Raw genomic sequence first — 19511 nt, forward strand, 5'->3', positions numbered from 1 at the left:
TTCAATCACCAACCCTCAGTCATTGATTAAGTCAGGAGGGTCTATATTAGTATTAGGAGTCTGTTTGCTATTGCATATTATGGCATGGCCACCAACGAAACTTACGCAAAACCATTTCCTGTAGTCGGAGCAAGTTTATCTCAGTTTATCGGAGGTATGCTATTCTTAACCTTTTTGTTATTTATTGCCGCTTTCTTGTCAATAATAGCAGCTTGGATAATAAGACTTATTCGTTAATAATTTTTATTCCAATTAAAAAGATAGCGATATGGCAAAACGAGGAGTACCAGAGGTAAACGCAGGCTCAATGGCTGATATTGCTTTCTTGTTGCTAATCTTCTTCCTTGTAACGACGAAGATTCCTAACGAGAAGGGCTTGCCCATTATATTGCCTCCTAAAAAAGACGAAAATTCATTGCAAAAAATTGAATTGCATGATAGAAATGTACTCACTGTATTGGTAAACTCAAGAAACCAACTATTGGTTGAACGTGAGCCTTTGAATATCAAAGATTTAACGGAAAAAACAATTGAGTTTATAGACAACAGGAAAAAAGACAAACATTTGTCTGACAGTCCAAAAGATGCAGTAGTATCCCTGAAAACAGACCGGGGGACAAGTTATAGACGATACATACAGGTAATGAACTCTGTACAGGCAGCTTACAATACCTTGCGTGCCAGGCACATGGGGATCACCCTTACAGAATATTTAGCCTATGACGCAAAAAAAGCCTCTAAAAAACTTCGGCAGAGGCATAAAGCGGCTAAAAAAGAGTATCCGTTAAATATCTCAGAAGCAGAACAAACATCAGTAGGAGGATAAATAATGTCAAAATTTGGTAAAAAAGAAAAAGAACAGCCGGCAATATCAACGGCATCATTACCTGACATTGTATTTATGTTGTTATTCTTCTTTATGGTAACAACTGTGATGAGAGAAACCGATGTATTGGTAGAGCAGAGCTTGCCTCAAGCTACCCAATTGACCAAGCTAGAAGATGCTTCTTTGGTAAGCTACATTTATGTAGGTAAACCTAAAGACTTCCGAAAGTATGGTAAACAACCATTGGTTCAGGTAAACGATGTATTTGTGATTGCCACCACAAAAAAGCAATTTCAAAGAACAATTGTAAAATTTGTGGAACAGGAAAGATCAAAACTTAAAGAATACCAACGTAACAAAATGACGGTATCTCTTAAAGTAGACCGCAAAGCCAAAATGGGAATTATTAGCGACGTAAAACTAAGTTTGCGTGAGGCTGATGCCCGAAAGGTAAACTATGCGGCAAGTATGGGAGTAGAGTAACACCATACTTGAAATATATTAAATACAAAAAAGCCTTCCTTAGGGAAGGTTTTTTTGTTTTATATCTATCCCACACTTGTATTTTCTTAAGCACTTATTTAGTTTAGCTATGCCTGCTAAATTATGCCGCCTTTTATTAATTTAAGTACTTGACAGTGGCCTCATGATAGCAGAAATTTGCAACTCAGTGTTGCAGCTGGTTTTAATAAATTATGGAAAAAGCACTAGACCAACTTCGTGAACAAATTGATTCGGTAGATAATCAGTTGTTAGCCTTGCTTAACCAGAGAATGTCTGTGGTACAAAAGGTAGGAGAATTAAAGAAAAGTAATAACGCAATCATTTACCGACCAGAGCGGGAAAAGTCAATTATAGACCGCCTGGAAGGTTTAAATGATGGTTTATTGACCAGAGGTATGATTGAAGCAGTTTTTTTGGAAATATTTGCGGCAAGCCGCAATTTTGAGTTACCCGAACGAGTAGGCTACTTGGGACCTCCGGGTAGTTTTACCCACCAGGCCGCTGAGGGGCGTTTTGGCGTAACCAGCGAGTACATTCCTTTGAGTAATATTCAATCGGTATTTGAAAGTGTAGATACTGAAAGGGTAAGATTTGGGGTGATTCCTATCGAAAACAACCGCCAGGGGTTTGTAGGTGAGTCCGTAGACATGTTTTATGACCTGGATGTGAAAATTGTGGCTGAGATAGTATTACCTATTCATCATACTTTTGCCAGTCGTTGCGATCAGTTGAGCGATATTAAATACATTTATTCTAAAGATGTAGCTTTTAAGCAGTGCCGCAAGTTTTTACGTGAGTATTTTGGTAATACAGACGTAGAAATTGTACCTGTAGATTCTACTTCGAAAGCTGCTCAAATGGCCATGGAGGTAGATAATAGTGCTGCGATATGCTCTGATGTCGCTGCCAAGATAAACAATGCGCCTATATTGTTTCATAACATAGAAGATACTTCTGATAATCAAACGCGTTTTTTGATTATCAGTAAAAACTTTACTAATAAAAAAAGTGGGGCAGACAAAACTACGGTTATTTTAAAGTTGCCTGACGTGGTAGGTAGCTTGGCCACTTTTTTACAGGATTTTAGAGATCATGGCATTAACCTGATTAAAATTGAAAATCGCCCCGAAAGAACTGATACTAACTTCAAAGCTTGGTTTTACCTTGATTTAGACGGGCATATCGAAGATGAGCATATATCAAAAGTATTGGATAAACACGGCGATAAAATTAAGTGGCTGGGAAGCTATGTAAAGTTGATTTAGGTAGATTTTAATCATTATAAAATGAATAAGGAGGATTTTTCGGGTAAACTGAGAAATCCTTTTTTGTTTTAAACTATGCCGTAAACTATTTGCTATCAGTGGGTTATTTAAAGAAAGGAGGCCATTTTAAATAAAAACTATTGAGTTAGTTTTTAAACTAAAAAAATAGTTGTAAGTTTGTTTTATATAAGATGTAGTAAGAGATAAAACAATATTTAACACTAACACTATGGCAAGAAGAACCCCAGTAGAGGTAAATGCCGGCTCTATGGCTGACATTGCCTTTTTATTGCTGATTTTCTTTTTGGTAACCACTAAAATCCCTAATGAAAAAGGATTGCCTATTTTGTTACCACCAAAGAATACTCACCAAGAGAATGTAAAGGTAAAACAAAAAAATATTCTAACGGTATTGGTAAACTCTAACAATCAATTGTTAGTAGAAAAAGAGCCTTTGAACATCAAAGACTTGCGTAAAACCACCATTGATTTTTTGGAGAACAGAGGAAGCAATCCTCAATCTTCGGATAGCCCGCAAAAGGCAGTAGTATCTATCAAAACAGACAGAGGTACAAATTATAATACCTATATGAAAGTAATGAATGAGGTACAAGCGGCTTATAATACTTTGCGGGCAAAACGAATGGGTATTTCATTGCAAAACTACCTGGCACTAGATAAAGAGAAAGCAACTAAAAAAATGCTTGACAAGTACAAGGAAGCCAAAGACGAATACCCTTTAAGGATTTCAGAAGCAGAACAATCAACGGCAGGACAATGATTTTTTTGTTGAAAAAAATGGTTAAACCTGAGTAATACCATTGCCATAGTACTTCATTGATTGAAAATGTAAGTGTTGATGACGAAGGTATTACTTGTAAACTTAGAAAATATGCTAAACCAGATGGCATCTGTGAGTAAATAGGCGATTGCTTGGGGAGTTTTTATCCATAATTAATACCATCGCAAGGGTATACCTTGATTCAAAATATGGTATTATCATTATAGAAATGGGCAACCACAACCTGGCGTCAAACCTAGCGGATAAATGGATGTTTGCTAAGGTTAGAATAGCTGATGATGCATTGCATTGCATTGCATTGTGTTGTTGGTGTTGTCTGTGATGATTAGAAAGCGGAAACAGCATGAAAAAATGTCCTATGCTACTGAGTAGCCTTAAATAAGCTAAAAAGCCCAAAGCTACAGACATTCTCTGTAGACTTGGGCTTTTATATCATTTGACCAACCTTGTTTTTATTCAATGTAAAAACCTTGAAGCCGTTTGGTGAATTTTTGATTGTTAAAAAGCATTTCGCCTTTGTTTTGTAGTGTTTCGGCACCCATGTCGCCTAAAATAATTCGACTTTCGTTTTGGTTTTGAACCTTAAATGCAATCCGGGAAGGTAAATTGGTGCGTAATAACCCTTCAAGTATTTTAGCGTCAGGTCGTTGAGTGGCTAAAATCAAGTGAATGTGTGCTTCACGCCCTTTTTGGGCTAACCGAATAAGCAAAGCCTCTAAACCTTTGTTTTGCCCCAGCAAATCAGCCAGTTCATCTATTACCACCACTATAGGCATTTCTAAATCCAGCTTTTTCTTTTGGTAGCGTTCATCCATTTCTTCTACCAAATCGCTCATGATGGCATCGGCATCTTTGGTATTTTTTATCAACATGCAGCGTTCTTTGTCTTCATAACCGCCAAAAGTAGTCCCTCCCTTTGGGTCAACCAATACCAAGTTCAAGTACTTTTTACTAAGTTGATACACCAGGTTTTTCAAAAATACGCTTTTGCCACTACCAGTAGTTCCACCTATCAGCAAGTGAGGCAGTGATTCTAATGTAGTGGTAAATACCCGATCTTCATCATCTAGTCCAATCATTAAAGAATAATCTCGATCATTGGTTTCAAACAAGTACTCCTCCACATAAAAAGGAGGGATTTCATCTTTTATTACATTTACACTAAATGTACGTTCCCGTGAAGAATTGGCAAGGTAAAGCTTATTATGTAGCCCAGTTTGAAGCTCCAGGTTACTTTTAGTAATTTCATCTACAATTTCGCGGTTATGGTTCAAGTCCCTTACCTCAAAATAGTATTTAGAAATTCGCTGAAAATCACGATAGCCCAAGTACTTCACCGCAATTTTGGTTTCTATAAATGCCTCATGCAGTTTTTCCGAAAGTTTATCTTTTACTTTTACAATCAATTCTTCCAAATTATCCAAATCTTCGGCAGGAGCATCGGCAGCTATGTTGGGTATTTCGTTCAAAAAAAAGTTAACTACATCTACATCGGTGCCCGCAAACTTTTCTTCTAAAATTTTAAAACCCTGGCGACAATGCTTTTCTACCAGGCGCATAGGTTCTTCGCTATTGATGTCAACCTTGCGTTGGTGTACAATAGACAACAAGTTGATGATTAAGTATTTTTCAGTGTTATTAAACAAACTGGTATAATCGGTAATTACCCGAATGCTTCGGTCAATTTTCTCGTCTTCTTCAAATTGGGTGTTTTTAGATTTAATGGAAATGAAGAAAGCCAATTTCCAAATCACCACATCATACAAAGAGGTCATTCCTAATTGTTCTTTGATATATAAGCTCACTTTTCGGAGCGTTTTTCTAGCGTTTGCTTGTATTTGTAGAGCCATAATCGGAGGTTATTTTTCTTCTACATAGCCTTCTTTAAAGTAAGAAGAGCGGTTTTCATAACTATTTAAAATGGTATATTCTTTAGCCAAATGTGGTTTCAAGTATTGATATTCATCACTTTTGGGAGCAATTTCTGAGTCAGTGGCAAGTATAATTACCTGATTGGCAGCTTGTGGGTAATAATGTTTAATAATTCGTTCCCGATTTAGTTTATCAATACGTGCCAACGGAGTATCTACACATACAAAAGCGTCTACTTTGGCAACCTTACTAATGGCTTGCATCAACAAAGTGGCAACAATCTGTTTTTGCCCCGACGAAAGCGAACCTATGGCTTGCTCTTTACTAGCTTTGTTATAAATCTTAATATTAAAACGATTGTCGATTTTTACCTTATAAATCCGGTCATCAGGCAATAGTTTTTTAAGGGTTTGGCTAAATTCCTTTTGTAAGGCGTTTACTTTAGACTTGAGCAATTCATCGATAAACTCATTAAAAAAGTCAATGGTTCTTTCAGTTAAATCAAGCGCACGCTTTACTGGCTTGGCAATGGCAAACTGGTTTTTAAGGTCAATAATCTGGTTTTCTAAATCGGTTTTGCGTTTGGCGCTTTCAGCGTGTTGTCAACGCGTACTTCCTATAGTTTGTTCCAATTGATTACGTTCTGCTTCGGCAGTTGCCAATTCTTTTTTGAATGTATCCAGCTTTTGCTGTTTTTCATCATCATCTCCCTGCGATGTTTCTACCTGGTCTTGCAATGCCTCTACATCCTTAGTAAGTGCATTCAAGGTTTGAAGCTCCTTGCGGGTAAATGCCTCTTGTTGGAAAATATCTTGAAGTAGCTGTTTGTCCTCTTCATAAAAATAGATGACTTGCTGCTCCATTTGGTGCTTATCGTCCTTGGTAAACTTTTTATAAACCTTGTCTATACGTTCTTGATAAAACTCTTGAGTATGAAAGCTTAACCTGTGTTCGGGAGGTACCCCTTCATCGTCAAAATCATCCTCAAAAATGCTGTTCTTGATTTTATTCAATAGCTTTTTAAAGCGAATGAGTTGTTCGTCGAGTTGGTAATTTACGTTGTCATCATTGAGTTTGTCAAGGTACTCTTTGGCAAGGTCGTGTGCCATCATGATAAACAAACTATTGTTTTTTACCTTGTCATTCAATGATTTGCGTATTTGAGCCAGCTCCTTACTTTTCCTTTCCAGGTCTTTTTTGAGGACTTTTAGGTTAGGAGCATCAGTGGACTTTAACCCGAAAACTTTGTCGCGGATTCGCTCAATTTCATTGTTTTTTTGTTTCACCTGTTTGTTGAGCGTGGTGATTTCTGCTTGCAAATATTCCAGATTGGCTTGGATACTCAATATTTCGGCATCTATTTTTTTAATTTGTTCAGCAGTAGGGGCATCTTGTACGTCAGCATTAAAATCACGTTTGATACGGGCTATATTACTCCCATCGATCAACCTTTCATAAGCCTTGATATTAAGCAGAGTTTTCAGCGAATCTTCTACGTTGATATTTTTGGTGTTAATGAGTGATTCTATTTTTTCACCGTCAAAAAAGAAGAATTGCGCAAAGTTTTTGGGCAAGATATTTTCCAAAAAATCTTCATTACGTTCTTGCCCATCGTAGCTTATAATGGCTTGTTCTTGAAAACCTGACCCATCCTTTACAAAACGGCGATGAATACGTAGTTCTTTACCTTCTAGTTCGAGCACACCGTCAACAGTGGCAGAAAACCCTGTATAAACACGTTCTTTGTAGCGTATTTCAAGGGCGCGGTCAAGCAAATGAAAAATCATTGATTCTTCATTTGAAACCGTACACTAATTTTTTTTGGAGAAATGTGGGAAAGAAAGCATAAGATGAGCAATTTTGAGGTGGAAAAAATAACATAAACTACCCATCATTATGCTTTACAAAACTATAAAAAAAGTCTCGCAAGTCTTCATAAAATTAGTGGAAAAGCGGATCAGGCTCGCTTTGAGAAACTCACAAACTTTATATACTGCGTCATTAAGAAAGGAGAAAGCTCCTTACAGAAAATAGGTGAAGGACTCGAAGAATCCATTGATGTGGAAAGTAAGGTCAAAAAGGTGAAACGCTTTTTAAAAAGTAAGTATACTGATTATCAGAGCTTTTTTATGCCTTTTATTGCTTCATTTTTAGCCGGATTTTCCACTACATCTCGTTTGTTTATCAGTATTGATGGCTCAGTAGTGGGCAAAGATTGTATGGCTTTAGTAGTATCAATTGTTTATGGTAAACGAGCCATTCCCATTGCCTGGGTTGTTCGTCAGCAAAAAAAAGGGCACATGAGTGTAACATAGTAAAGGTCGTAAGCACATTACTTCCCAAATCTGTGGAGATTATACTGTAGGTGATGGTGAATTTGATTCAGTTGAATTACAAGCATTTGCAACATCACAGGGTTGGAAATATGTTTTGAGGACCGCTAAAAATACTCTTCTGGAAACCCAGGATGGGGAAAGGTTTAAGCTAAGTACTTGTTATCCTGATCCTACCCAGAATCATTTTTGGATCGAAGATGCTTACTTTAGTGAACACAGATATGGGGTAGTGAATTGTTTAGTTTGGCACCATCCTTCATATGATGAGCCTATTTATCTAGTTTCCAACCTTAGTTGGTTCAAAGATTTAATGGACTTTTACAAAAAAAAGGTTCAGTATCGAAACAATTTTTGGTGACATGAAGTCTCGTGGATTTAACCTCCATAAGGTAAGGGTGAAAAATCCAGAAATGCTTGATAACTTACTCATTATTGTAGCACTCGCATTTCTATTAGTTTTTGCTTTGGGAGTTAATCAAAAACATATTAAAATTAGCCGAATTGTGAGAAAAGATAGAATACATCAATATTCTATCTTCCAAATTGGGTATAAAATAGCAAACTACATTTCCGAAAATCAGGAAGATGTATTTTACAAATTAGAAAACATTTTTAAACCGTTTTTTTGTGTACGGTTTTGAAGATTCTTCAAGGTTGTGTTTGACACATAACTCCTTTACTAGTTTCTTTTCTTCTTTTTGCAAATCATTAAGAAAAACATTGTGTTCAAATTTAAGAAAGGAATGGGAATTTTAGAACCTTATGCCCAAGCAAATATGTAAGTGAGTACAAAAAATAAAGGAGTATCCTTGTTTGAGTGATGCTCCTGCATAGAACTAATCCAGCAAATCGGGTTGCTCTTTGGTAATGCGTTGCCAAAGTGGTTGGAACTGAAACCAGCCCGCCAGAGGTGAACCAAGCTCTGCTTGAGTTTTGCTTGCCACCTCATGCGAAATCATCACGGGTTTGCCCACCGACTCGGCTAAGAGTTGTGCCTGACAACTGCGTTCCATCGTGATAAACCACCAGGCGGCAGCTTCTACAGTATTGCCTACTGTAAGCAAGCCGTGATTTTGCAAAATAACCGCCTTGTATTGCCCCAATGCTTGGGCAATCCGAGTGCCTTCTTCTAGTTCATTTACTACCCCGTTATAATCGTCAAACAACTCATGGTCTTGGTAAAAAGCACAGGCATCTTGGGTAATAGGAGAAAGTTTACGCCCTAAAGTAGACCAGGCTTTGCCATACATAGAGTGGGTATGGGCAGCAGCTATTACTTTGGGACGTGCTTTATGTATACAAGAGTGAATAGCAAAAGCGGCGCGATTGATCATAGGATGTTTGCCTTCTACTACTTCTCCTTTGTCATTACATAATACCAGGTCAGAGACCTTGATTAAACTAAAATCTAACCCAAAAGGGTTTACCCAAAAATGATTGGTATATTCTGGGTCACGAGCAGTGATATGTCCAGCAACTCCCTCGTCGAAACCAAATTTAGCGAACAATCTAAAGGCTGCGGCTAATTGCCTCTTTAGATAATTCCTTTGTTTTTGGGGAGTATCATACTGAGGTGGTCGTGGCACATTGTCAGTTATTTTACTTTGGTCTTTAGTAAGTGCTTTGTTAGTCATTTTTTTTTATGTTTTATTAGGCAAATAAGCATTATTTACTCTCATAAAAATAAAGAAAAGCAAGAAATTGAGGAAAGGTTTGAGGGTTTAATTGACAGTGTTTGGCAATAGAGTGGCAAAATGGGGACAGCTTGTAGAAGTATTAATAAAATGTAAAAAAGAGGTGTTCAACACACCTCCTTTTATATAATGATTATTTTCTATTGTTCAAATTTCTTGAATACACCAATAGCATTGTGACCCCCAAAACCAAATGTATTGCTCATAGCAATGTTTACATTCTTGGCTTTTGCTGTATTAGGCGTCAGCTGAAGGCGAGCATCTATGTTTTCGTCTCGGTTATCCAGGTTAACTGTAGGAGGAATCATGTTATTTTTTATACTCAATATACTTGCCACTGCTTCAATAGCTCCAGCTGCTCCCAACAAGTGACCCGTCATAGATTTGGTAGCACTTACATCCAGGTTATTCAGGTGGTCAGTAAACAATTCTGAGATAGCTTTCATCTCACCTACATCGCCCACTGGAGTAGACGTTGCGTGTGCATTGATATAATCTATGTCTGCCAAACCAATGTCAGCATCTGCCATGGCACGTTGCATGGCCAATTGAGCACCCAAACCTTCAGGGTGAGTCGCTGTGATGTGGTAAGCATCAGCTGCGGTTCCTCCTCCAATTACTTCAGCATAAATGGGGGCGTTTCGCGCGAGCGCATGCTCCAAATCTTCTAAAATAAGTGCGCCAGCACCTTCACCCAACACAAAGCCATCACGGTTGGCGTCAAATGGGCGTGAAGCTGATGTGGGATTTTCGTTGTTGCTAGACAAAGCTTTCATTGCACTAAACCCCCCTACCCCAGTAGCATTTACAGATGCTTCGGAACCGCCCGTTACAATGATTTTGGCTTGCCCTAAACGGATAAAATTAAAAGCATCTATTAAAGCGTTAGTGCTCGATGCACACGCTGACACAGTGCAGTAGTTTACACCACGAAAGCCATACTTGATAGAAATCATACCTGCGGCAATATCAGCAATCATTTTAGGTACTAAAAACGGGTTGAACTTAGGCTGACGATCACGGTCAGCAAAGCCTATGATTTCTTCTTGAAGTGTATTCAAACCACCAATACCTGATGCCCAAATCACACCTACTTCATTGGTGTCTATTGTATCAAGGTTTAGTTGGGCGTTTTTGATAGCTTCTTCTACCGACACCATTGCAAACTGGGTAAACAAGTCCATCTTGCGGGCTTCTTTACGGTCAAAGTGATCATTAGGCTCAAATCCCTTTACTTCACAGGCAAATTGGGTTTTGAAATTAGAAGGGTCAAAGCGAGTGATTTTGTCTGCACCGCTTTTTCCACTCATCAACCCTTGCCAATAGTCTTCTATATTGTTACCAATTGGAGTGAGGGCACCCATACCAGTGACTACCACTCTTCTTAATTGTATTGTTTTGCTAAATGTATTCATAACCAATTATTTGTAAACAACCGAAAGGGATGTTTTGTACTGCAAATTAATGATTTATGTCTAATGTATCTATTAAATGTTCTATATGAACCAAAGCATTTAAAATATACTTGGGGTCTTTGTGGGTTTTTGCCAGCATAATACTCCCTTCTATCAAAGAAATACTTAATCCCGCAAAATGAAATGCATCAGTCTCAGGTTTAAACTCTTTTTGCCGAATACCCAGCACGATAATATCTGTTAGCTTTGTTTCCCATTTTTTAAATGATAAAGCTACCTGTTGGTTGAGCATCGGGTGAGTGTCGTCAGAGTCTATAGCCACATTGAGCATAGGGCACCCCCCATAATCGAGCACTGTTTGATAATTTTGACGATGAAACTCGCAAAAAGTCATCAGTTTTGCCCGCGCTGATGTTTGCTCGGCAACCATTGCCCATAAATCGGCAAAGAGCAAGTTTACATTATAAGAAAACACTGCCAGGGCAATTTCATCCTTATTATGAAAATTATTGCCATAAATGCTCCCCTTGCTCATCCCAGTTACTTTAATAATATCTTGGATAGAGGTACCTGCATAACCTTTTTGGTTAAACAAGCGTGCTGACTTTTCTATGATAGTTCTTTTGGTCTTTTCTGATTTTTTCATAAACCTTATTGCCGATAAGATGAAAAAACGAATACAAAAATATACCGATTGGTTTAAAAATGAAAAAAACTTGAGTAATAGTGTGAGAAAATTTAGTGAATGTGGTTAAGTAACTGACTGATGGTTAGTTGATGTTCTGATAGTTAGTTTTTGCTACTTAGTGTGAAACGTGTAATAAATGAGCCTGTTTGTGTAAAAAAAAGGCTTACATCTCAATCCCATTTTCTTGCTTAAATGCTATGTTTGCGGCCTTTTTTTAACTGTTGTACTATGAAACTATTTTGCATTTTACCTTGATTGAGTTTGCTGCTGTCTCACTATTTATGTTTAAGCATAAATACCTACTAGCGTAGGTTTTTAGTAAAAATAGCCTTACAAGTCAAAATTGATGAGTAAGAAATTTTTGTCGGTTAATTACGTTTTTTAGGGGTGATACAAAGGGTGTTTATAGGAGCAAACGTGGCTAAAGTACAATGAAAATACCCTGTTTATGTCACACATATAAACTATTTGTACATTTTCTGCGTTGTTCCTATGAACTGTTTTGATTTCCTGGATTTATTTCAGATTATTTTTTAAAGGGAAGTCTTATGAGGTATTATTAACTTATTTGAGCCAAGTGGCTATTGTAAAGGAAGCTGCTGGTGATTTGAAAAGAGAATTAAATTACCATAAATGTACTTTTACAAGAATACATTACCTCTGTGACTTTACTTTGTAAATATGAAATCTAGCAAATTGTTCAGAAGGTGTAATGTAGGTAAATAAACCGTTTTTACTTACAAATAACCTTACATGACTTGGCAGTTCACTGTAAATCAACTCTCAATCGTATTTAACCATCTAAAAAATGACAACCAAAACAACGTTGCACCTTTCACAAGAAGATGTTTACTATGACCACATTTTAAGCCCAAACAATGCCTATTATAGTATAGGTGGCTATGTACTTTTGCATGACACTCCTGACATTAACCATTTCAAACAAGTATTAAAAACTCTTCCCGAAGTATTTGATGTTTTCCGCATCCAGTTTGACTTTAGCCAAGACAAGCCTCTTGCAGGCTTCAAAGAACAAGTCGTTTTCAATGTAATAGAAAAAGACTTTAGTGATAGTAAAGAGAAAGCTATCCAATGGATGCAGGCGCGTTTTCAAACAGTATTGGATATCAATGGCTCACAGTTGTATGAGTGTTTTTTGATAAAAATAAGTGCTACTGAGTACTACTGGTTTTTTCGTTGCCACCACATCTTAATCGATTTACTAGGTTATGCCATCATTGTAAACTATGTATTGAATCAATACCAGGCTTTACAAAGCAAAAAAGAGCTTGACACTACAATAGCCTATCCTGCTTATCAGAATCACATGGTGGATTCTTGGGAGTACATCAACTCTGAAGATTATTTAAAAGATAAAGAGTACTGGGAACAAAAGTTTAAGGTGGCTCCTGAATTGCTGTTGAAAAAACACAAAAAAAGCAATGAAAAAGGAAGTGAAAGTTTTACGGTGGAATTGTCTGAGGAGCAGAGACAACAGTTAGCAAAAACTGCTCAGCAAGCAAATACCAGTGTGAATCAACTTACCTTGGCAGCTTTGTCCATCTATTTTGCCCAAATTCAAACTTTAGACGAAGTAGTACTAGGGATGCCTATCCATGGCAGGTGGAACAGAGAACAAAAAAATACAGTAGGGATGTTTTCTAAATATGTATTGTTCCAGAGCTCGTTCCAGCCTGAACAGCTTTTGCAGGATTTTCTTAAGCAATGTAAGTCGACCCGTCGAAGGGATTATCCTCATCAAAAATACCCTATTATGCACCTTAACCGTCATTTTAATTTGTTGTTGCAAGAGCAACAGGTGCCCGTAGACGTAATTGTAAATTATGCACCTTTTAAAATGCCTGAGGGCAATCCTTATAAAATACGCATTGTGACCAGTCACGATGATCATACCCCCTTGCAATGGTTTTGGTTTGACTATGGTGACAAACAACCATTGGTACTACATATAGATTTTCAAAAAGCCTATTTTACTAAAGAGGAAATAGACCTGTTTTCCAAACGCATTCTCTTTATTTTAGAGCAGTTTCAGCATAGCCTCGACCAGCCCATAGGCTCCATTGAGGTAGTGCCGCCCGAAGAAAAACAGCAGTTATTGGCTGCCCCACAGCGTATAGAGCCTCAATACAATAATGAAACCGTTGTAAGCTTGTTTGAAACGCAAGTTGATCAAACCCCAGAGGCAGTGGCAGCCATATTAGGCGACGATTGTTTGACTTATCAGGCGTTAAATGAAAAGTCTAATCAAATGGCACACTACCTGATAGAAAATGGGGTAAGGCAAGGGGATTATGTGGGGTTATACATGCATACTTCTTTTGAGTCATTAATTGGGTTGTGGGGAATCTTAAAAGCAGGAGCTGGCTACGTGTTCATCGATCCTGATTATCCACAAGAACGAGTACATTATATGCTGGCTGATGCTTCTGTAAAGCTACTGATTACCAACCTCTCTGGTGACCTTATCGAACACCTTGCCGGGGTAAGTGTGGTAAGAACAGACAAAGCTTTGACTGTAATTAGTCAACAACCTGTTTCACAAGTAACCGTTGAGCCTTCATCTACAGATTCGGCTTATGCCATTTATACTTCAGGTTCTACCGGAAAACCTAAAGGAATAGCGATTAGTCACGCATCGTTGCTTGACTATGTGCTTACCTTCCGGCAAATGTTTGGTATTACCTGGCAAGATCGGGTAATTCAGCAATCTTCGTGGGCATTTGATATTTTGGTAGAAGAAATTTATCCTGCTTTAACCAGTGGTGCTACTTTATTAATGGTAAAGGAAGGAAGCAAAGATGTATTGACAATTAAAGATTACATTGAAAACCACCAAGCTACCCTATTAACTACTACTCCTACCATAGTAGGGTGGCTAAATGAAGAGCTTTCATCTACCCAACAGCTTCGTTGGTTGATTAGCGGGGGAGAGTTACTAAAGCCTGAGCAGATTGATCACTTATTTGGTAAAGTAAATATTGCCAATGGTTATGGACCTTCTGAAACTACCGTGGCGGCTACTTTCAACATCATTACCAATCAAACTCAAGCTTCTTTGATAGGCAAACCAGTAGCTAATAAGCCCATCTATATTGTAAACGAAAAAAATCAGTTGCAACCAGTGGGTGTGGTTGGTGAGATTTGCATTGGAGGAACCGGTTTGGCGCAAAAATATTTAAATCGCCCCAAACTAACCCGTGAAAATTTTCCGGAAAATCCTTTTGCCGAGGGGGAAAGAATATATAAAACCGGAGATTTGGGCAGATGGTTGCCTAATGGGAACATTGAGTTTTTGGGAAGAAAAGACGAACAAGTCAAAATAAGGGGCTACCGTATAGAGTTGAGCGAGATAGAAAATGTGCTGCGTCAATCAGGGTTGATCAAAGACGGTGTATTACTGGTGAAAAAACATAAGAACAATAAGCAATTGGTAGCTTATGTGGTGCCCCAACAAGAACAATTTGAACAAGAGGAGTTGCTTGCTTATGCAAAAGAATGGCTACCTCATTACATGATTCCTTCGTTGGTGGTGCCTATGGGCGAATTACCAATGAATACCCACGGTAAGTTAGATAAAAAAGCATTACCCAAGGCCGACTTCCGTTCAAGTGACCGTCAAGCTTATGTAGCACCTACTACTTCTATCGAGCAAAACATTGCGGCTATTTGGCACGAGCTACTTGGTGTAGAGAAAATAGGCGTACACGACAACTTCTTTGAGCTGGGAGGGCAGTCTATTTTAGCCGTTCGGTTGATTGCCAAGATCAATGCTTCTTACTATACCCAGTTGCCTGTTTCTGTTATATTCAAGGCGGCTACTGTTGCACTACAGGCGGCTATGGTGAGCCAAAGAACATCGCTTGAAATTGCCCTTAAGATGAATGACCAACAAAAAGGTATCCCTATTTTTTGTGTACCAGGCGCAGGAGGCAACCCGTTGAGTTTCTTTGAAATGGCTAAGTCACTTGACCAAGATCACCCTGTATATGTGTTGCAAAACCCAGCTTTCGATGGAGTGACAGAGCCTTTATCTTTTGAAAAAATGGCAGAAGTATATGTTCAAGCTATTCAAAAATTGACTCAAGGTCCTTATATTTTAGCAGGATACTCAGCAGGAGGGCGTGTAGCCTATGAAATGGCAAGGCAATTGCAATTAAAAAATAATCCACCCCAAAAACTCATTGTTTTAGATGTCATAGCACCTATAAATAGTTTTCGTGAGTTGATAGGGGAGTATGCTACCCCAGAAATGTACCTGGCGTTGAGCACTACCATTTATGCCCGCTATTTTGGGCATCAGTTAGAGGTAAGTCCACAAGCACTTAGCAGAAAAAGCAAGGCTACTCAACTAGAGTACATACACCAACAACTAACAGACGATGGCATAGAAGTAAGTATGTCAGAGTTGAAACGTTTTTTAAAGGTGTGTATCAACGATGTCTCATCGTCTTATTCGACGCAAGATTTACTCAACATCCCTATCCTGCTTATATGCCCTGAAGAGAATAAAATAAGCGGCTATCTGGACAAATTTTTTAGAGTAAATGTAGGTGACTGGAACGAATTTACAACAGCAGGCTTCGAACTATTGAATGTATCGGGCAATCACTTTACTATGTTGGGGCAACCCCATGTTCAATTGTTGTCCCAGCGAATTAAAGAAGCTATTCAGGAGCAAATAACTATTAAATAATCAATCAATATTTTTTTTAATTAGCTTGTAATACAAGTGAAATCAACTCTCTATTATGAATATTATCAATAATAACGGTTTCAAGGGGCTTTTTACGTCCAAGAGTCACAAAAAAGGAGAAGTAGTTATGGTTTTAACAGGCGACATACTACCTTACCCTACACGTACTTCTATTCAAATAGGTGAATCGAAGCACATAGAAGACAAACTAGGGCAATATGTCAACCACGATTGCCAACCCTCGGTAGAGGTAAAAGGCAACCATTTGGTGGCACTACGAGACCTTAACGAGACAGAAGAAGTCACCTTTAACTACAATGTGTCAGAAACTGACATGAGTAGTCCGTTTACCTGCCACTGTTGTGGTAAGTTGATCAACGGTTATGCAAAGGCGTCTCAAAGTATTACTGTATAATGTCTAAAATTGATTTGGGAAGTCAAGGAATAGATTAGGTTTCTCAAATCATTTTTTTTAAAACCACCTCCCTGGCTGGTTCAATAGTACACAAACAAGCTTTGTACGCTGTACCCAAGTGTAACTCTTGCAAAAACCAACATGTTTTTGAGGCATCAGTCAGCCTTACTGGGTTTTGCAACGTGTCTATAGTGTCTAGTGACAAATACATTCCCCTACCATCTGCTTTCATAACACTTTCTTTTTTGGTCCATATTTCAAAAAAAGTGTGGAGCGTATCATCTTCCTTTATTTTCTGCCATTCCGGTTTCGTAAAATAACTTTCAAAATCATTCATTGTAATTGATCTCTGGTGTTCTACATCCAGCCCCAGTTTACCATCAAGCGTGGCTCCGCAGGCGACCAGTTCATGCGAGTGCGATATATTAAAATAAAAAGGTTTGCCAGGGAGCACAGGTTTGCCATAAGTAGTCTTGGTGAGCTGAGAGAGCCTTTCGGGAGGAATGCCGAAAAAAATCAATTGTTGCTGAAGCAGATATTTTCCTAGTGCATGCACATACCTGTCTTTGTCAAACACATAGCGCATAATACCTTCATGCAAGTTTTTTGGCAGCTGTTGTAATAAATCTTCGAGCGAAAAATGAGCTTTTACCTGTGGAACATAAGCGTAGTGTATGTGTATGTAAGGTTTCATAACAAGGGTAAATCTAGTAAAACTTAGGAACGATAATAAGAAGGTTTCCGACTAAAAATCTATCAACGGGTTACCAAATACGGGATTTTACTGTTAACATTGCGGATTAATTGTATAAATAACCAAAAAGCTTGGTGAGATGCAATTAGAATATTCTACCCTACTATTTTTTAGGTTAGTAAGAAATAAAGGAAATAAGATTTTTGTTTTGACCAAAACTCCAAAAATGCTATTTACCTATGAGACATAACTTCATTGCACAAGTAACAGAAATCCCCATTGTAAACAGCCTGGTATTCTAGTACTCTAGCTTCTAATTGGGTAAAGTAGGAATTTTGATAAAGCTTGTTCTTTGGCGATCTTCAAAAAGCGAAAGGTAATGGTTCCTTGCGGGATAAATTCGAAGCATGTAAGAAAACAAAATTCATCACAATTTATTGAGAGATTAAGGCACTGGCAGATAAAAAATATAAGTGAGTTTATGCAGTTTAATTGAGGAGCAATTAGTAAATAAAGTACGTGTTTTTGAGTAGAGGCTTGGCAAATTTTGCGAGCATAGCTATGGTCAAAACCAATAACTATTTATAAATTCCCCGAGTGCAAGCCTAGGGGCTCTGCCAACGGCTACACTTTCAACACCTCGTCATTTCATTGCAGATTCAAACTATTATTGATTCTATAAAAAAATGATTCATTTTGCATCCCAATTACTCTCTTCGACGACTACATGCCAAGCACTTGTTTAATAATAGTTCAAGAGCTTACACATAATATTTAACCAAAAATGGGAGTATTTGTGCTTTACTCCAAAAAAATATGAAATCAAACCCAGAGCAAAAAACTGGGTAGAGTACAATTAGAAGTTAAGAGAAACAATATTATAAAGATAGATAATTATGCTAAGTTTTTGGGAACAACAATCATTTCTAGAATATGACTATATTATTGTAGGCAGCGGCATTGTAGGGTTATCAGCTGCTATTACACTCAAAGAAAATCACCCACAAGCCTCAGTGTTGGTGCTTGAGCAGGGCATCTTTCCTACTGGAGCAAGTACAAAAAACGCAGGTTTTGGTTGCTTTGGTAGTGTAACCGAGTTATTGAGTGATATTGAAGTGATGGGCGAACACGAGGTGTTGAAGCTGGTAGAACAACGTTGGAGCGGTTTGCAAAAGTTGCAAAACAGGTTAGGGGCAGACGCTATGGGGCGTAAAAACTTTGGGGGCTCTGAATTACTGCTTAAAGGCGAAAAATACGAAGCTTTGAATGCCAATGCCTTAGAGAAAGTTGAATATATAAATGATTTGTTGCGACCGTTGTTTGGCAATGAAAAGGTTTTTGAGAAATTACCCGATAGCAAGATCACAGAACTAGGATTTGACACAAGCCAAGTAGCCCATCTTATATTTACTCCTTATGAGTTTCAAATTCATACCGGAAACATGATGCGTTCATTATTGCAATGTGCCACCCAAAAAGGAGTAGAAATAGTCAATGGATGTAAGGTAACCGCCATAGAAGATACTGGTGGTCAGGTAGAAATCAGTACTTCTGGACACTTGTCACAGCAAGAGGTCGTGTTTATTGCCAGCAAAACTGCAGTATGTACCAATGCTTTTACTCAAAAGCTATTACCTGAACTGGACATCAAACCAGGCAGAGGCATTGTATTGGTAACCGAACCTATTGCCAATCTTAAATTTAAGGGTACTTATCACTTCGACGAAGGCTATTATTATTTCCGTAACTTCGAAAACCGGATAATATTTGGAGGAGGGCGTAACCTTGACTTTGAGGGTGAAGCCACCGCAAGTTTTGAGCTGAATCAACAAATAGCCCAGCATCTTCAAGAAAAATTAAGCAGCGTTATTTTACCACAGCAAAACTTTGTAGTGGAGCATACCTGGGCAGGTATTATGGCTTTTGGGCAAAGCGGCAAGCGTCCCATTATGGAAAATGTCTCAGAGAATATAGTCATAGGCACCCGTCTCAATGGTATGGGAATAGCGTTGGGCTCTACCGTCGGAAGTGAGATTGCTACTAAACTAGAGCAATAAAACTACTGTTGTTAGGTAATTATTGGTTATCAGTAACTTAGGATACAATGAGTGGGATTTTTTAGGAAAAAACGCAAACGTTTGTGAATAAAATAGTAGTTTTGCAACAGTTCATTTGTAACTACTAATGGATTTTTTTTTAATAATGAGCCAGCAAGTGAACACTCGACTCCTGAATTATGTTCGAAGTATATAGATTTATATACTTTCAAATATTTAATACAAAATA

At 38.0% G+C, this 19511-nt stretch carries 15 protein-coding genes and 1 pseudogene; 9 read left to right on the plus strand and 7 right to left on the minus strand.

Annotated features, from left to right (window positions below):
* Window positions 1–268: 268 nt before the first annotated feature.
* From M23134_RS15330 to M23134_RS15345, 4 genes are all read left to right on the plus strand, one after another.
* A complete protein-coding gene (locus M23134_RS15330; protein WP_002697669.1) occupies window positions 269–826 on the plus strand; it encodes an ExbD/TolR family protein in 558 nt (185 codons plus the stop codon).
* Window positions 827–829: 3 nt separating this feature from the next.
* On the plus strand, window positions 830–1309 hold the full coding sequence (locus M23134_RS15335; protein ID WP_002697670.1) for an ExbD/TolR family protein: 480 nt from the start codon (window positions 830–832) through the stop codon (window positions 1307–1309).
* A gap of 212 nt (window positions 1310–1521) precedes the next feature.
* A complete protein-coding gene (gene pheA, locus M23134_RS15340; protein ID WP_002697671.1) occupies window positions 1522–2595 on the plus strand; it encodes a chorismate mutase in 1074 nt (357 codons plus the stop codon).
* A 229-nt stretch (window positions 2596–2824) separates the two neighbouring features.
* The gene (locus M23134_RS15345; protein WP_002697672.1) at window positions 2825–3376 is read left to right on the plus strand and encodes an ExbD/TolR family protein; all 552 of its coding nucleotides are present in this window, start codon (window positions 2825–2827) and stop codon (window positions 3374–3376) included.
* A gap of 473 nt (window positions 3377–3849) precedes the next feature.
* Here M23134_RS15345 and M23134_RS38255 read toward each other — a convergent pair whose 3' ends face one another.
* From M23134_RS38255 to M23134_RS15360, 3 genes are all read right to left on the minus strand, one after another.
* Window positions 3850–5247, minus strand: a complete 1398-nt coding sequence (locus M23134_RS38255; RefSeq protein ID WP_002697673.1) for an FtsK/SpoIIIE domain-containing protein — start codon at window positions 5245–5247, stop codon at window positions 3850–3852.
* Window positions 5248–5256: 9 nt separating this feature from the next.
* On the minus strand, window positions 5257–5724 hold the full coding sequence (locus M23134_RS15355; RefSeq protein WP_002697676.1) for a hypothetical protein: 468 nt from the start codon (window positions 5722–5724) through the stop codon (window positions 5257–5259).
* Window positions 5725–5871: 147 nt separating this feature from the next.
* Window positions 5872–7056, minus strand: coding sequence for a hypothetical protein (locus M23134_RS15360; RefSeq protein ID WP_002697678.1), 1185 nt, complete (start codon window positions 7054–7056; stop codon window positions 5872–5874).
* Window positions 7057–7350: 294 nt separating this feature from the next.
* Here M23134_RS15360 and M23134_RS15365 point away from each other — a divergent pair, with 294 nt between their 5' ends.
* Both M23134_RS15365 and M23134_RS42725 read left to right on the plus strand, forming a co-directional pair.
* Window positions 7351–7584, plus strand: a complete 234-nt coding sequence (locus M23134_RS15365) for a hypothetical protein (RefSeq protein ID WP_157558500.1) — start codon at window positions 7351–7353, stop codon at window positions 7582–7584.
* Between the two features lie 350 nt (window positions 7585–7934).
* Window positions 7935–8246: pseudogene (locus M23134_RS42725) on the plus strand (hypothetical protein); the annotation flags it as partial.
* 195 nt (window positions 8247–8441) lie between these two features.
* Here the strand turns inward: M23134_RS42725 and M23134_RS15380 are convergent.
* The 3 genes from M23134_RS15380 to M23134_RS15390 all read right to left on the minus strand — a co-directional run bounded on the left by M23134_RS15380 (window position 8442) and on the right by M23134_RS15390 (window position 11360).
* Complete coding sequence (locus tag M23134_RS15380) at window positions 8442–9239, minus strand: class II aldolase/adducin family protein (RefSeq protein ID WP_002697684.1); 798 nt, start codon at window positions 9237–9239, stop codon at window positions 8442–8444.
* Between the two features lie 200 nt (window positions 9240–9439).
* Window positions 9440–10714, minus strand: coding sequence for a beta-ketoacyl-ACP synthase II (gene fabF / locus M23134_RS15385; RefSeq protein ID WP_002697685.1), 1275 nt, complete (start codon window positions 10712–10714; stop codon window positions 9440–9442).
* Window positions 10715–10760: 46 nt separating this feature from the next.
* Complete coding sequence (locus M23134_RS15390) at window positions 10761–11360, minus strand: TetR/AcrR family transcriptional regulator (protein WP_002697688.1); 600 nt, start codon at window positions 11358–11360, stop codon at window positions 10761–10763.
* Between the two features lie 850 nt (window positions 11361–12210).
* Between M23134_RS15390 and M23134_RS15395 the strand changes: the two genes are divergently transcribed.
* Together M23134_RS15395 and M23134_RS38260 are read left to right on the plus strand one after the other, a co-directional pair.
* Complete coding sequence (locus M23134_RS15395) at window positions 12211–16116, plus strand: non-ribosomal peptide synthetase (RefSeq protein WP_002697690.1); 3906 nt, start codon at window positions 12211–12213, stop codon at window positions 16114–16116.
* Between the two features lie 55 nt (window positions 16117–16171).
* The gene (locus M23134_RS38260) at window positions 16172–16531 is read left to right on the plus strand and encodes an SET domain-containing protein-lysine N-methyltransferase (protein WP_053337311.1); all 360 of its coding nucleotides are present in this window, start codon (window positions 16172–16174) and stop codon (window positions 16529–16531) included.
* A gap of 43 nt (window positions 16532–16574) precedes the next feature.
* On the opposite strand, the gene M23134_RS15405 is transcribed toward M23134_RS38260, so the two are convergent.
* A complete protein-coding gene (locus M23134_RS15405; protein WP_002697695.1) occupies window positions 16575–17225 on the minus strand; it encodes a 4'-phosphopantetheinyl transferase family protein in 651 nt (216 codons plus the stop codon).
* Between the two features lie 896 nt (window positions 17226–18121).
* On the opposite strand from M23134_RS15405, the gene M23134_RS15410 reads away from it, so the two are divergent.
* Window positions 18122–19282 (plus strand): NAD(P)/FAD-dependent oxidoreductase, encoded by a 1161-nt coding sequence (locus M23134_RS15410; protein ID WP_002697696.1) that lies wholly within the window; start codon window positions 18122–18124, stop codon window positions 19280–19282.
* The last annotated feature ends 229 nt before the right edge of the window (window positions 19283–19511 follow it).

It is taken from the genome of Microscilla marina ATCC 23134 (assembly GCF_000169175.1).
In the GTDB taxonomy this organism is placed as follows: domain Bacteria; phylum Bacteroidota; class Bacteroidia; order Cytophagales; family Microscillaceae; genus Microscilla; species Microscilla marina.

Excerpts from the sequence above, each read along its gene's own strand:
- M23134_RS15330 (WP_002697669.1), top strand. The coding sequence starts at position 269 with ATGGCAAAACGAGGAGTACCAGAGGTAAACGCAGGCTCAATGGCTGAT.
- M23134_RS15335 (WP_002697670.1), top strand. The coding sequence starts at position 830 with ATGTCAAAATTTGGTAAAAAAGAAAAAGAACAGCCGGCAATATCAACG.
- pheA (WP_002697671.1), top strand. The coding sequence starts at position 1,522 with ATGGAAAAAGCACTAGACCAACTTCGTGAACAAATTGATTCGGTAGAT.
- M23134_RS15345 (WP_002697672.1), top strand. The coding sequence starts at position 2,825 with ATGGCAAGAAGAACCCCAGTAGAGGTAAATGCCGGCTCTATGGCTGAC.
- M23134_RS38255 (WP_002697673.1), bottom strand. The coding sequence starts at position 5,247 with ATGGCTCTACAAATACAAGCAAACGCTAGAAAAACGCTCCGAAAAGTG.
- M23134_RS15360 (WP_002697678.1), bottom strand. The coding sequence starts at position 7,056 with ATGATTTTTCATTTGCTTGACCGCGCCCTTGAAATACGCTACAAAGAA.
- M23134_RS15380 (WP_002697684.1), bottom strand. The coding sequence starts at position 9,239 with ATGACTAACAAAGCACTTACTAAAGACCAAAGTAAAATAACTGACAAT.
- fabF (WP_002697685.1), bottom strand. The coding sequence starts at position 10,714 with ATGAATACATTTAGCAAAACAATACAATTAAGAAGAGTGGTAGTCACT.
- M23134_RS15390 (WP_002697688.1), bottom strand. The coding sequence starts at position 11,360 with ATGAAAAAATCAGAAAAGACCAAAAGAACTATCATAGAAAAGTCAGCA.
- M23134_RS15395 (WP_002697690.1), top strand. The coding sequence starts at position 12,211 with ATGACAACCAAAACAACGTTGCACCTTTCACAAGAAGATGTTTACTAT.
- M23134_RS38260 (WP_053337311.1), top strand. The coding sequence starts at position 16,172 with ATGAATATTATCAATAATAACGGTTTCAAGGGGCTTTTTACGTCCAAG.
- M23134_RS15405 (WP_002697695.1), bottom strand. The coding sequence starts at position 17,225 with ATGAAACCTTACATACACATACACTACGCTTATGTTCCACAGGTAAAA.
- M23134_RS15410 (WP_002697696.1), top strand. The coding sequence starts at position 18,122 with ATGCTAAGTTTTTGGGAACAACAATCATTTCTAGAATATGACTATATT.